Origin of the sequence: Rhodoferax sp. (genome assembly GCF_034520025.1) — a bacterium.
GTDB lineage: Bacteria > Pseudomonadota > Gammaproteobacteria > Burkholderiales > Burkholderiaceae_C > Allorhodoferax.
In genome coordinates this window covers 1346150-1359659 of sequence record NZ_JAXHNZ010000002.1, presented here as the reverse complement: position 1 = coordinate 1359659, position 13510 = coordinate 1346150, and the positions used below count along the sequence as shown (strand labels likewise).

Here is a 13510-nt window from a genome sequence, read left to right as displayed (position 1 = left end):
CCCGGGCCAGCTTGGTGGCTGGCCATTCACATCAGCGTCATGTCTTTGGGCGATAACGGTTGGGGCTTGAATGCTCCGTTATAGGTTTTGCCAATCTGCTTGATTGGATCAATCAACCCTGAACATCGCAAACAGGCCCTAAGATTCACTCCGTTCACTTATCGAACAACCAATTCAAGAGGAAAACCCCATGTCTTTGATTAACTCCACCATCGTTCCTTTTAAGAACGAAGCCTTCCACAACGGCAAGTTCGTGACCGTGTCCAACGAAACCCTGAAGGGCAAGTGGAACGTCTTCATTTTCATGCCCGCAGCATTCACCTTCAACTGCCCCACCGAAGTGGAAGACGCAGCTGACAACTACGCTGAATTCCAGAAGGCCGGTGCTGAGGTCTACATCGTGACCACCGACTCCCATTTCGCACACAAGGTGTGGCACGAAACCTCCCCCGCAGTGGGCAAGGCCAAGTTCCCCCTGATCGGCGATCCCACCCACGTGTTGAGCCGCGGTTTCGGCGTGCACATCGATGAAGACGGCATGTCCCTGCGCGGCACCTTCATCATCAACCCCGAAGGTCAGATCAAGACCATGGAAGTGCATTCCAACGAAATCGCTCGCGACGTGAAAGAAACCCTGCGTAAGCTGAAGGCTGCTCAGTACACCGCTGCTAACCCAGGCCAAGTGTGCCCAGCCAAGTGGAACGAAGGTTCCAAGACCATCGCTCCTTCCATCGACCTGGTCGGCAAGATCTAAATCACCGGCTCCCGTCGGTAGGGCGGCGCAAGCCGCCCACCAGCCGGACAGCGTCCTGCTGCGTGTGCAGCAGGCCGTCCGGCTTTTTTTTTACCCAAAATACGGCTGTAGCCCACACACAATGTGCGCTGACAGCTACTAAATAGATAGCAAACAAGGAATCACCATGTTAGACGACACCCTCAAATCCCAACTCGGCGCTTACCTGGAGCGCGTCACGCTGCCGATCGAGATGGTGGCGTCCCTGGGTGATGACGACAACTCCGCGCAAATGCGCGACTTGCTGCAAACCATCCAGAGTTTGCGCACCGACAAAATTACCGTGGCGTTTAACGGCACCGATGCCCGCAAACCCTCTTTCAGCCTCAAGTGCGCTGGCACTGACACCAGCCTGCGCTTTGCCGGTTTGCCCCTGGGCCACGAATTCACCTCGCTGGTGCTGGCCCTGCTGTGGACCGGTGGCCACCCGCCCAAGGTCGAGCAAGAAGTGATCGACCAGATCAAGGGCTTGGACGGCGACTTCAACTTCGAGGTCTATATGTCCTTAACCTGCCACAACTGCCCAGACGTGGTCCAGGCCCTGAGCCTCATGGCTATCCTGAACCCCAAGGTCAAAACCACGGTGATCGAAGGCGGCGCCTTCCAAGACGAAATCAACGCCCGCGAAATCATGGCCGTGCCCAGCGTCTACCTGAATGGCGCGTTGTTCGGCAACGGCCGCATGCTGGTGGAAGAAATTGTGGCCAAGCTCGACACTGGCGCGGCCGACAAAGACGCCGCCAAGTTGAGTGCCAAAGAAGCGTTTGACGTGCTCATCGTCGGCGGTGGCCCCGCAGGTGCGGCAGCTGCGGTGTACGCCGCCCGCAAAGGCATCCGCGTGGGTGTGGCAGCCGAGCGCTTTGGCGGCCAGACCAACGACACCATGGCCATTGAGAACTACCCCTCGGTGCAAGAAACCGACGGCCCCAAGTTCGCTGCCGCCTTGGAAGCCCAGACCCGCTCGTACGGCGTGGACATCATGAACCTGCAGCGCGCTGACAAAATCGTGCCCGCCGCAGAAGCCGGTGGCTTGACCGAGGTGGTGCTGGCCAACGGCGGCACGCTCAAGGCCAAGACGGTGATCTTGTCCACCGGTGCCCGCTGGCGCAATGTGAACGTACCTGGAGAGGCCGAGTACAAAAACAAAGGTGTGGCCTACTGCCCGCACTGCGACGGCCCCCTGTTCAAGGGCAAAGACGTGGCGGTGATTGGCGGTGGTAACTCCGGCATTGAAGCCGCTATCGACTTGGCCGGCGTGGTGAAGTTTGTTACCGTGATCGAGTTTGCCGACCAGTTGAAAGCCGACGCCGTGTTGGTTAAAAAGCTGCTGAGCTTGCCGAATGTGGCCGTGCACACCAATGCCCAAACCTCTGAGATCACCGGCGCAGATGGCAAAGTGAACGGCTTGAAGTTCATTGACCGCGCCACCGGCACGGAGCACCACGTCGTATTGGAAGGCGTGTTTGTGCAAATTGGCCTGGTGCCCAACACCGAGTTCCTGAAGGGTGTGGTGGACCTCAGCAAGTTCGGCGAAATCGTGGTGGACGCCAAGGGCCACACCAACGTGCCCGGCGTGTTTGCTGCTGGCGACTGCACCACCGTGCCCTACAAGCAAATCGTGATCGCCGCCAGCGAAGGCTCCAAGGCCGCGCTGAGTGCGTTTGATCACTTGATCCGACACTGAGCTTTTTGAGCTGGTGTTACAAGTAAAAGAGGGCTGCGGCCCTTTTTTTTATTGCGCGAGCAGCTATGAATTTTGTAGCAAGTGTCTATTGCGTCGACAGCAGGGTGTCTAGCGGGCTGGCGGTGCCCGCTGGTAGCAGGTGGGTGGCGAAGCTGTGGCGCAAGGTGTGCAGGGATACCGGTCTTTGACGCGAAGGCTAAGTCCTGCCATGAGGCGCATCCCTGTGCCGCACAGCAAGCGAGCCAATAATCCCTCAACGGAGGGTGTTAACGCCAACACTCGCTGAACTTCTTTTCGTGTCAAGACACTTGGAATCCGTTTGGATGTCGTCGGTCTGCCTATTTCCTGTAGCCATGGCAGCTCCTGTGCGAGCACTCCCTTTTACAAATAGAGCAAGGCGCTAAGTGCCTGTCGATGGGTAGATGCAGCAACCTTGCGCTCCGTTGCCAGCATGGTCAGAAACGCCTCAACTTACGGGCGCCCCATGTCTTTGGGATGGCGAAGGCCGCTGTAGCGGATAAACCAGCGTATCCCGTAGACATAGGTTTGCTCGGTGCGCAGGCTGTAGTGCATGTACCGCAGCCGCTCGCGCACTTGGTCTAGCAGGCGGGCAGCGCGTAGGGGCGGATGCTGCTGCAGTGACGTCTTTGTCGGACTTTTAGTACTGTTCACATAAACAGTATTGCTCCATACGCTGATAAATTTTGCGTTATCGAGCGTCATCCCAGACTTGTTCAACGGCAACGACCGTCGTTCATAGGCAAGTTTGCAAGCTTTGTCCGCATTTTGGTCGCTGGGTATCCTCTGCCAAGACCTCAAAGTCAGTTATAAATCAAGCACTTAAACAAAGCGCAGAGAGGCGCTCATGGTGAGCCGCAGGGGCAACGCATCCCGTACCAGACCGCTCACGCTCATCTACCGTTTTGCCCTTTGACAGCACCATGACGATAAAGGTTTACTTTTCTCCGGAATCCGACGACGCATTGCCCACAATCCAGTGGCTGCAGCGGAGCGGTTTGTCACGGGCAGAGACTTGGAAGCAGGTCTACGACATCGGCGTCATCGAGATTCAGCTTCGCGAAACACCGCCAGTTCTCTCCTTTCTTTCCCAAGTTGAAGAAGCACTGTCCATCTCTCGCGTCACTTCAGAAGGCGTTGTCTTTTACCTCACTGACATCCCGCTTTGGATGGGGGTGCCAGAAGGCAAGCCGCGTGCGACATCAGACAAAGCGGACGGCCACCTATTCGTGCCGATGAGCAATGTCGTTTGCATCAATACCTTTGGCAGCATCTATGCACGCCACGCTGCGGTCTAACCTCCTATTCAAGCGGAGCCTTGACAGCGTGGCACCAGGCCCGCGCGGCAGTGTTGCCTATCCTCTGCCGTACGGACCTGGCGCTACGTTGTCGGTGCCGGCTCAACTCGCACTTAAGTAATCCGATCCTCATTAACCGCTTTGTTCTTGCCGCTGCCGGCCCTCAGCATCGCAGCGCCCACTCATTGCACATCCGTCGAAGAGGTGGTGTTCAGTTGTCCGATGCAGCGCACTGGAACCTGATTGAAGCCGTAGTGCCTGCCAATGATGACCAGCACCACGCGCAGGCCGGATATCGGAATGCGGTCACAATGCGCCCCTCATTCCCCCAGAGTCGCATCTCCCTATTCCCGTGCCCGTACGTATCTACCTCGCCCCCATGGAGGGGCTTCTCGACTTTGTGTTGCGCGACATCCTGACCCGTGTGGGCGGGGTGGAGAAGTGCGTGTCGGAGTTCATCCGCATCACGCACTCGCTGATGTCCGAAAAGGCGCTCCTTCGCACCGTGCCCGAGCTGGAGTTCGGCGCGCGCACCTATGCAGGTGTGCCGGTGTGGCCGCAGCTGCTGGGGTCGGATGCACCCTGCATGGCAGAGAACGCCGCGCGGCTGGCTGAGATGGGTTCGCCCGGCATCGACCTGAACTTCGGCTGCCCGGCCAAGGTGGTGAACCGCCATGGCGGTGGTGCCACGCTGCTGCAAGACCCCGAAATTCTTTACACCATCGTGGCTGCCGTGCGTGCGGCGGTGCCGAGCCACATTCCTGTAACTGCCAAGATGCGCCTGGGCTACAACGACGATAGTTTGGCCCTGGACTGCGCCCGCGCGCTTGAGGCCGGTGGTGCGGCCGAGATCGTGGTGCACGCCCGCACTAAGGCCCAGGGCTACCGCCCGCCCGCCTACTGGGACCGCGTAGCTGATGTGCGGGGCGCGGTCCAAGTGCCGGTGGTGGTGAATGGCGAAATCTGGAACGTGCAAGACGCCCAAGCTGCGGTAGCGCAAAGCGGCTGCCACACGCTGATGCTGGGCCGCGGTATCGTGGCCCGCCCGGCGCTGGCCCGCAGCATTCTGGCGGCCATGGGCACTGCGCCTGACAGCATGGCCCAGCCGGGTGAGGACTGGACGTGGCAAGACCTGGGCCCGCTCATGCACGCCTTCTGGCAAGTAGCCAGCACCCGACTGGAGCAAAAGCAGCAAGCCGGCCGCGTCAAGCAGTGGCTCAACCTGCTGCGCCGCCACTACCCCGAAGCTCAAGTCGCGTTTGACGACATGCGCACGCTGGTCAAGCCCAGCGATGTGGATGCGTGGATACGCCGCTCAATTCCACAAACTCTCTAGCCCGCCGGGTGGCACAAAGCGTTTGTTGCGCACCAGCATGCGGGTGGGGCCGGGCAGGGCGCGTGTTGGCACCGAGTGGCGCGGGTCGCCGGGGTAGCTGAGCACGGTGGTGCCGTCTTCTTCAAAATTCTCGGGGAGCACGCATGGGGGCAGTTGCGCCTGCGCTGCCCGGATGGCGTCAGCCGCAGTGGCGTAGCGGGCCAGGTGTCCCAGGCTCATGATCTGGGGCGGCGCCATTTCAATCTCTTGGCGGTAGTAGCGTTGCAGGGCTTCTACCGGCTTTAGCCAAATGCTGGCGGTGGTTTCGTGGTTGTCGTGGCTGGCGATCTGGTTGCTGGGCGCCATGGCCAAAAAGAAGCGGGTGTCGAACCGCTTTTTACTCAGTGCAGCCATGCGGGGGGTAATCCAGCGGCTCCAGGGTACCAGGGCCGTCGCATCCAGGCTGGCAGCGGGTGCGGCCAGCCATGCCTGCCAATCGGCGGGCGATACACCGGCTGGCCGGTGGGTGGACGCGCTCAAGAGCACGCCCGCTTCTTCAAACAACTCGCGCAGGGCCGCTACATACAAAGCGGCGGCGGTGTCGTGGGGCAACTTGGGTTCACCCAATCGGTGGGCCAGTGCGGTGGCGCGTTCATTCAGGGCGGCCAGCGCGGCCGGGCTGCTGTCGTGCGCGTCCAGCTTGCCGCCGGGGAACACATAGGCTTCGCCAAAGGTGTCTGAGAGGCCGCTGCGCTTCATCAAAAAAACCTCAAGGCCATCGAGTGTGTCGCGCAGCAGCACCACTGTAGATGCGTCGCGCGCAGCGCCGGAGGTGGGTTCGAGCGTGTCTTGCATGGGACTGTCTTTTCTGTTTTGTTTTTTGGTGAGCAACTGCTTGAATTAAAGTACCAGCAGCTGACTACGGGCCTACGGAGTTGCCCTTAGCCTGACCCAACCATTTGAGGAGACACAGCATGGCATTAGATTTCACCGGCCGCGTGGCCATCGTAACGGGCGCAGGCGGCGGCTTGGGTCGCCAACACGCATTGGCCCTGGCCGCACGTGGCGCCAAAGTGGTGGTGAACGACCTGGGCGGCGCGCGCGATGGCTCGGGTGGCTCGCTCTCTGCCGCCGAGTCGGTGGTGGCCGAGATCCGCGCGGCGGGTGGCGAAGCTATCGCCAACGGTGCATCGGTTACCGACTTTGAGGCGGTGCAGGCCATGGTGCAGCAGGCCGTGGATGCCTGGGGCCGGGTGGACATTCTGGTGAACAACGCCGGCATCCTGCGCGACAAGAGCTTCGCCAAAATGGAGATTGCCGATTTCCGCACCGTGGTGGACGTGCACCTCATGGGCGCAGTGCATTGCTGTAAAGCCGTGTGGCCGCACATGAACGAGCAGAAATACGGCCGCATTCTCATGACCACCTCCAGCTCCGGCCTGTACGGCAACTTCGGCCAGAGCAACTACGGCGCTGCCAAGCTGGCGCTGGTGGGGTTGATGCAAACCCTGGCGCTGGAAGGGGCCAAGAACAACATCCACGTCAACAGCCTGGCCCCTACCGCCGCCACCCGCATGACCGAGGGCCTGATGCCGCCGCAAGTGCTGGAAGCCCTCAAGCCCGAAGCCGTGGTGCCGGCCATGCTGGTTCTGGTGTCTGAGGACGCGCCCACCCGCACTACGCTGTGTGCTGGTGCCGGCAGTGTGGAGGCCGCGCACATCACGCTCACCCAAGGCGCGTGGATCGGGCTGGATGCGCAAGCGCCAGAAACCCTGGCCGCCAACCTGCGCCAGGTGTTGAACCGGGCGGGCGATATGGTGCCTGAGAGTGGTGCTGCCCAGGGTAGCCAGGAAGTGACTCGCGCTTTGTCACACTTGACCGGTTAACGGCCGGCCAGTCCGCTGGCCCTAGCCCAGCGGGCTGGCGGCGGTTAAGGTTGCAGAGCCGGTGGACGCAGCCTCGCGCGCAGACTCTGCTTGTGCCTGGGCCAAGGCGCGCTGCTCGGTGTCGTCGAGCACCTGTTGCGCGGATGCGCTACCGGGCACCCAGTGCGAAACGCCCAAGCCAAACACCGACTGAAAGTGGTGCCCGCCCGCTTGCGGATCACTTAGCAGTAGGCGGCTGGACACCAGTGCCTTCAGCCTGAACACCATGCGGTCTACTTCTTGGGGCCGGTTGGCATGGGTTATCACCATCACAAAGCAGCGAGGGTGGTACAGGCCCACCAGATATCGGAAACCCACCGCCCTGCGCACGCGGGCTGCCACAGCGGTCAGTATTTGCTGGTCAATGGCGTGCCCGGCCGACTCGCTCATGGAATACAAATTCCGCAAATGCAGCGCCACCACGGAACAGCTCACGCCCGCGCGCTCAGCCCGCCATAGGGCATCGTCCACCTTGGTAAGCAGTACCGAGCCGGTGGCCAGGCCCGTGGCTCGGTCAAAACCTATGGTGTCGCTGGCGCGCCGCTTGAGCCGGCTGTTGGCCTGGTTGCGCCGCATGGACAAGCGGATGCCCATCAAAAAGTGAATCAGCGCGCATAGTGCAATCACGGCTTTGCCACCGACCGGAACAGCTGTAGGCCACAGCGCGCAGGTGTAGAGCCCGACCACCATCACCGCCAGAAAGCCGCACGCCACCGCCATCCAGCGGGCCAGGTCGTCGCCCAGCCGGTAGGCCCGCACACTGGCATGCAGCGCAAACAAGACGCCAGTGGTGCACACCACTGCAGAAATCCACAAGGGGTTAAGGCTGCCGGTGCTGATAAGGCCCAGGCCAATGAGCGCCTGCAGGGCGGCCACAGTCACCATGGCTGCAGCGCCCCAGTTGATAGTGACATAGAGCATGCGGTCGACCAGCGCCACACCGAGCCAGCCCCCCAAGTACCACAGCACCAGCGCACCACTGAGGGGGCTGATGATGCTCTGCACCGTTTGCAGCGTCTGGGGTGAGAGGTCGGGGAACAAGGCCAAAGGCAGCCCGCTGCCGACCACGCCGGAGCCACCGAGCACGAGCACATAAGACAAGGCGCGCCAGGCGCCCGGGTTGTTGTCGCTCAAGATTTCGCCTACGGCCCCGCAGCTCAAGGTCAGCAGGCCCCCAAGCAAGCATGACCAGATGATGATTTCGGTGACACCCATAGCGCCATTATTCATGTTTGTGCCAAAGCGCAAAGCCTTGAAATGGCCCGAAACAACGCTGCCTAGGGCCTCATGCCGGGGGAAACCGCTGCTCTGCACGTTTCATGCGCCTGTGGTACCTTTGCCCCCCGTTTGATTTCTGAAGGGCCTTTGGTCATGGATAACACACAAGAGGCCTTCAGCGCCCTGACTCCCGAACGGCTCCGCGGGATCCGCCGCGGGCTGGAAAAAGAAAGCCTGCGTGCGCTGCCCAGCGGCAGTTTGGCAATGACGCCGCACCCCACGGCCATGGGCTCGGCCCTGACGCATCCGCACATCACCACCGACTTCAGTGAGTCCCAGGTGGAGCTGATCACCGGTGTACACGCCCAGCCTGAAGACTGCCTGCAAGAGCTCACCGATGTGCAGCGCTTTACCCTGCAGAGCATGGGCGAAGAGCGGCTGTGGGTATCGAGCATGCCGTGTTGTTTGCCGGATGACGACGCGATTCCGCTCGGCCAATACGGCAGCTCGAATGTGGGCCGCTCCAAAACCGTGTACCGCATGGGCTTGGGCAACCGCTATGGCCGGCGCATGCAAACCATCTCGGGCATTCACTACAACTGGTCGATGCCGGATGTGTCCAGCGAAGCGTATTTCGGGCTGATCCGCAATTTCCGCCGCCATGCGTTTTTGCTGCTGTATCTGTTCGGCGCCTCGCCGGCGGTGTGCTCTACCTTTGTGGCGGGCCGCCAGCACCAGTTACAGCCCTTGAGCGCGGGCACTATGTATTTGCCCTATGCCACTTCGCTGCGCATGGGGCGGTTGGGCTACCAGAGCGATGCGCAATCGTCGCTCGCGGTGAGCTACAACAGCCTGGAGGGCTACGGCCACTCTTTGCAGGGCGCGTTAACCCAAGCCTACCCGGCCTACGAGGCTATTGGTGTGCAGGGCCCCGACGGAGCCTACCGCCAGTTGGCGACCAGCCTGCTGCAAATTGAAAACGAGTTCTACGGCACTATCCGCCCCAAGCGGGTCACGTTTCCGGGCGAGCGACCACTGCATGCGCTGCGCGAGCGCGGCGTCGAATATGTGGAAGTGCGGCTGATGGATCTCGATCCTTTTGAGTTGGTGGGCATTAACAGCAGCACCATGCGCTTCATTGATGTGTTTTTGTTGCACAGCCTGGGCACCGCCAGCCCGGACGATTCGCCCGCCGAAATCACAGCGCTGGCGCGCAACCAACAAGACGTGGCCGAGCGAGGCCGCCAACCTGGTTTGCTATTGCAGCGCGACGGACAGCCGGTGACGCTGGTGGATTGGGGGCGCGACCTCTTGGCCCAGATGCAGCCCTTCGCCCAAGCGCTAGACGCGGCCCACGGCAATACCCTGTACACCGAGGCTTTGAGGGCTGCGGCGGTAGGGCTCGATCAGCCTGATACCTTGCCATCGGCCCGGGTGCTGCAAGCGATGCAAAAAGACCATGGCGGTTCGTTCGCAGCCTTTGTGCTGGCGCAGAGCAACCGCACGCGGGATGCCATGCTGGCGCAGGCCTTGTCTGTCGAGCAGCAGGCTCTTTTTGAGCAAGAGTCCGCAGTGTCGTGGAGCGACCAACGGGCCATCGAGGCGGCAGACACCATGCCGTTTGATGTCTACCTCAAAGAGTTTTTGGCACCCCATCGCTTGCTGGCGGGGCGCCGCAGCACGGCAGCTGCTTAAACCGCGACTGCTGCTTCTGCAGCAGCAGCGGCTTTGCGCACGCGGGGGGCGGCCTTGCGCACTGCCTTTTTCACCACGCGCTTGGCGCCTGCAGCCATGGCTTTGACTTTCGAGCCGGCCAGGCGAATGGCCAGGTCACCGCTTTTGGCTTCCAGCTTGGCGGCTACTTTGTTCACAGCCACCACGGCAGGCACTGCGGCGTTGGCCACGGTGCCCAGTGTGCTCAGACCGGTGGTTTGCTCAAAACGGGTCGCGTTCACTGCCACTTGTTCCAAACTCTTGCCGGCCAGCTCAACGGCTTTGTCTACCGCAGCGTCTGCACCGTCGGTGGTAAAGGTCACGCCTTGCACGTAGTAGCCGGTGAGCTTTTTCTGGGCGTTGAGCGCGTTGCGGCGAACTTCACCGCTGATGCGCTTGCCAGCTTTTTGCACAGCGGCAGACCAGGTTTTTTCCACGTAGTTGGCAGCGCGGGCATTGCCTACGCGGTAAGCATTAATCACGTTCTTGGCGGTGTTGCCGTAGGTGGTGATCAGGTCGTTGGTGGCGAGAGTGAGGGTCGTGGTGCGCATGGCGGCTCCTGAAAAGTAGATGCAATAAAGGTTTCGCTGATTCTCAAGATCCCCCCTAGTGAAGGCACCTTAAATCGGGCCTCTTTCCTAGGGGCGCGCGCCTAGGCGGCAAGCGCGGGCCACATACGGGACAATGCAGGGTTTAGCGACAGGCAGAAAGACACACGGCATGGCAATTCAGTGGTTCCCGGGGCATATGCACCTGACCCGCAAGGCGATTCAAGAGCGCATCAAAGAGATCGATGTGGTGATTGAACTGCTGGACTCCCGCTTGCCCGGGTCGAGTGCCAACCCCATGTTGGCCGAGCTGACGGCGATCAAGCCCGCGCTCAAAGTGCTCAACAAACAAGACCTGGCGGACCCCGAGCGCACCGCGCTCTGGCTGGCGCACTACAACGCCATGCCTGGCGTGCGCGCACTCCCGCTGGATGCCAGTATGACCACCCCCGCCAAGGCGCTGGTGGCAGCTTGCCATGAGTTGGCCCCCAACCGGGGTGGCATGGCCAAGCCCATGCGGGTGCTGATTTGCGGCATTCCCAACGTGGGCAAGTCCACGCTGATCAACACCCTCAAGGGCAAGCGCGCCGCCAAAACCGGCGACGAAGCTGGGGTGACCAAGATCGAACAGCGCATCACCATTGCGGACGACTTCTACCTCTACGACACCCCCGGCGTACTGTGGCCACGCATCATCGTGGCCAAGAGCGGCTACAACCTGGCGGCCAGCGGTGCCATCGGCAAAAACGCCTTCGATGAGGAAGAAGTCGCCCTCGAACTGCTGGACTACCTGCGCCAGCATTACGCCGGCACGCTGGAGGCGCGCTACAAGCTCACCGGTGTGGCCGGGCAAACCGACGAGCAGCTGTTGGACGCCATCGGCCGCAAGCGGGGGGCTTTGCAATCGGGCGGGCGCATCAACCTGAACAAAGCCGCCGAGATCGTGATCCACGATTTCCGCAGTGCGGTGCTGGGCCGCATCACCCTGGAGACGCCCGAGCAGTTTGCCCAGTGGCTGGCCGAGGGCAAGCAGATTGATGCCGAGCGCCAGATGAAAAAAGACGCCATCGAGATGGCCCGCCTCATCCGCCTCAAGAAGGTCAAGCGCCCGGCACAGCCCCGCCATAGCGACGAGCGGGAGGCCGCCGCCGGCCAAGGTGCTGCGCCAGAGCCTGAGGTCGAATAAGAGTCAAATAGGCATGTGGCGCACGATATACCTGCGCTAGTAGCTATGATTTCTATAGCAACTACTCGATGTGTACTAACTTCATTCCCTCCGCCCGGACTGACTTTTTAGACAAGCGCTTGGGCACAGTGGCACCGGCTGCCCCCGGCTGGCCGGCAGAAACCTTCCCCAGCTATAACGCCCCGGTGGTGGTGCGCAGCTCCGGTGGGGCAGCGATGCAGCTGGCGCAGTTCGGGCTGGTGCCTCCCTGGAGCAAAGACGCCCGCCACGCCCGTGAGTTGGCCCGGGGCACTTATAACGCCCGCAGTGAAACAGTGGCGATCAAGCCCAGTTTTCGCCACGCCTGGGCAGCCCGCCAGTGGGCGCTGGTGCCGATGGAATGCTTTTTTGAACCCTGCTGGGAAGACGCTGCCATGCAGGGCGGTCGGGCAACCCGCTGGCGGATTGCCATGCACGACCAAGCGCCGTTTGCGGTAGCCGGCCTGTGGGAGCGTTGGACCGACAAAGCCAGCGGTGAGCAGGCCGACAGCTTTACCTTGCTCACGGTCAATGCGGATGGCCATCCGGTGATGGGGCGAATGCACCGCCCCGGGGATGAAAAGCGCATGCCGGTGATCGTGCCACCCGAGCATTACGCCGATTGGCTGCACGCCAGCCCGCAGCAGGCGATGGCGTTCATGACGCGCTTTCCCGCCGAGCAGATGCACGCTGAGCCGGCCCCAGTGCCGCGTGCGGCGCCTGCGGCTGCGCGCAACGCTAAACCCCAGACCCCTCCACCAGAAAACTTGTCTTTGTTTTAGGCGCTGGAGGCTGTGGCCGGGCTCAGCGGAGCTCGGTCTCTAACGTGTCCCACAACTCTTTGTCTGCCAAAGGCGTCTCGGGCGAGAGCGTGGGGTTGGCGATGCGGATCACCCGCCGGCCCGAGAGACTCAGGTCCGCGAGAATGCTTTTCTTGAAGAGCAGATAGCGCTTTTGGAACTTGCCATTGCGCATCAACAGCTTCAATCCTTCCTCGACCCGCTGGGCCAGCTTTTCACCTTCGGGCGAGCGGGTGAAGAAAAAGTATCGGGGCAGGGGGTAGTAGAGCAGCAGCTTTCTTTCTACCGCGAGGTCGGGGTAGCTGCCGATGTTGGCGGCCAACTCTGCGCTGATTTCGTTCACGCCGCGCGAAAACAGGTCATACCGCCCCGCGCTCAACATGGGGAACAGGCTCTCATACGTCGGGGCGGTGACCACCTCGAGGCCGGCGTAGCGCAAGATGTCCACATCGATCCAGTTCGCGGCCTGCCCGATGGTGAACTGCCGCAACTCGCTGGTGCTGCGAATGCCGCTGAAAGCGGACTGATTCGCCTCCTTGATCAAAAACAGGCGGTAGCCGGTCAGGCCCTTGTCTAGGGGCAAGCGGATGGGCAATAGCTTGCGCTCGCGTTCTTGGCTGGTGGTGCGCGCCATGACGGAAATGTCTTGGCTGTTGCTCAGCTGCATTTCTGCGCGCGCAGGCGTCATGACTTTGGGAGCTGGCTGCATCTGGAATGGTCCCCATTTGGGGCGTGTTTCTTCCAGGGCGAGCTGCAATACATCCCAGTAAAAATGCATGCGCACATCGGAGCCGCTCTCGGGGGGCGGGTAGATATATTGCATGGGCGATGTCGCCCCAGCTGCAGGCTGCAGCCACACGGTAAGTGATAGGCCAACGACGGCTAGTGTTTTGCAGAGTCGCAGCATCTCTACGCTCCTTGTATTTGAAGAATAGTGTAGCGCCCGAAAATGACACAGATCAAAAAAGCCAAGTGCCCATGCTGCGCACCGACA

At 61.3% G+C, this 13510-nt stretch carries 12 protein-coding genes and 1 pseudogene; 8 read left to right on the top strand and 5 right to left on the bottom strand.

The features are described from left to right. Positions 1–190 precede the first annotated feature (190 nt). Positions 191–754 (top strand): alkyl hydroperoxide reductase subunit C, encoded by a 564-nt coding sequence (gene ahpC / locus U5L73_RS14760; protein WP_322563048.1) that lies wholly within the window; start codon positions 191–193, stop codon positions 752–754. A gap of 166 nt (positions 755–920) precedes the next feature. After that, positions 921–2477: an alkyl hydroperoxide reductase subunit F gene (gene ahpF / locus U5L73_RS14755; RefSeq protein ID WP_322563047.1), complete on the top strand. Its 1557-nt coding sequence runs from the start codon at positions 921–923 to the stop codon at positions 2475–2477. Positions 2478–2657: 180 nt separating this feature from the next. On the opposite strand, the pseudogene U5L73_RS14750 reads toward ahpF, so the two are convergent. Then, positions 2658–3149, bottom strand: a pseudogene (locus U5L73_RS14750) (phage integrase N-terminal SAM-like domain-containing protein); the annotation flags it as partial. Positions 3150–3418: 269 nt separating this feature from the next. On the opposite strand from U5L73_RS14750, the gene U5L73_RS14745 reads away from it, so the two are divergent. Further along, a complete protein-coding gene (locus U5L73_RS14745; protein WP_322563046.1) occupies positions 3419–3793 on the top strand; it encodes a hypothetical protein in 375 nt (124 codons plus the stop codon). Between the two features lie 379 nt (positions 3794–4172). Continuing rightward, positions 4173–5129 carry a tRNA dihydrouridine synthase gene (locus U5L73_RS14740; RefSeq protein WP_322563524.1) on the top strand — a complete coding sequence of 319 codons (957 nt, stop codon included), beginning with the start codon at positions 4173–4175 and terminating at the stop codon, positions 5127–5129. Here U5L73_RS14740 and U5L73_RS14735 read toward each other — a convergent pair. Beyond that, entirely contained in the window at positions 5109–5963 is an 855-nt protein-coding gene (locus U5L73_RS14735) for an NUDIX hydrolase (RefSeq protein ID WP_322563045.1), read from the bottom strand. The two genes, U5L73_RS14740 and U5L73_RS14735, sit on opposite strands and share 21 nt — an antisense overlap. A gap of 119 nt (positions 5964–6082) precedes the next feature. Between U5L73_RS14735 and U5L73_RS14730 the strand changes: the two genes are divergently transcribed. After that, positions 6083–6994 carry an SDR family oxidoreductase gene (locus U5L73_RS14730; protein WP_322563044.1) on the top strand — a complete coding sequence of 304 codons (912 nt, stop codon included), beginning with the start codon at positions 6083–6085 and terminating at the stop codon, positions 6992–6994. Positions 6995–7015: 21 nt separating this feature from the next. Here U5L73_RS14730 and U5L73_RS14725 read toward each other — a convergent pair whose 3' ends face one another. Next, the gene (locus U5L73_RS14725) at positions 7016–8248 is read right to left on the bottom strand and encodes a diguanylate cyclase domain-containing protein (protein ID WP_322563043.1); all 1233 of its coding nucleotides are present in this window, start codon (positions 8246–8248) and stop codon (positions 7016–7018) included. A gap of 156 nt (positions 8249–8404) precedes the next feature. Between U5L73_RS14725 and gshA the strand changes: the two genes are divergently transcribed. Then, a complete protein-coding gene (gene gshA, locus U5L73_RS14720; RefSeq protein ID WP_322563042.1) occupies positions 8405–9946 on the top strand; it encodes a glutamate--cysteine ligase in 1542 nt (513 codons plus the stop codon). Here gshA and U5L73_RS14715 read toward each other — a convergent pair. Then, positions 9943–10515 carry a hypothetical protein gene (locus tag U5L73_RS14715; protein ID WP_322563041.1) on the bottom strand — a complete coding sequence of 191 codons (573 nt, stop codon included), beginning with the start codon at positions 10513–10515 and terminating at the stop codon, positions 9943–9945. The two genes, gshA and U5L73_RS14715, sit on opposite strands and share 4 nt — an antisense overlap. A 169-nt stretch (positions 10516–10684) precedes the next feature. Between U5L73_RS14715 and ylqF the strand changes: the two genes are divergently transcribed. Further along, positions 10685–11698 carry a ribosome biogenesis GTPase YlqF gene (gene ylqF / locus U5L73_RS14710; protein ID WP_322563040.1) on the top strand — a complete coding sequence of 338 codons (1014 nt, stop codon included), beginning with the start codon at positions 10685–10687 and terminating at the stop codon, positions 11696–11698. Positions 11699–11766: 68 nt separating this feature from the next. Further along, complete coding sequence (locus U5L73_RS14705; RefSeq protein ID WP_322563039.1) at positions 11767–12498, top strand: SOS response-associated peptidase; 732 nt, start codon at positions 11767–11769, stop codon at positions 12496–12498. 22 nt (positions 12499–12520) lie between these two features. Here U5L73_RS14705 and U5L73_RS14700 read toward each other — a convergent pair whose 3' ends face one another. After that, positions 12521–13339, bottom strand: a complete 819-nt coding sequence (locus tag U5L73_RS14700; protein ID WP_322563038.1) for a hypothetical protein — start codon at positions 13337–13339, stop codon at positions 12521–12523. Positions 13340–13510: the final 171 nt, after the last annotated feature.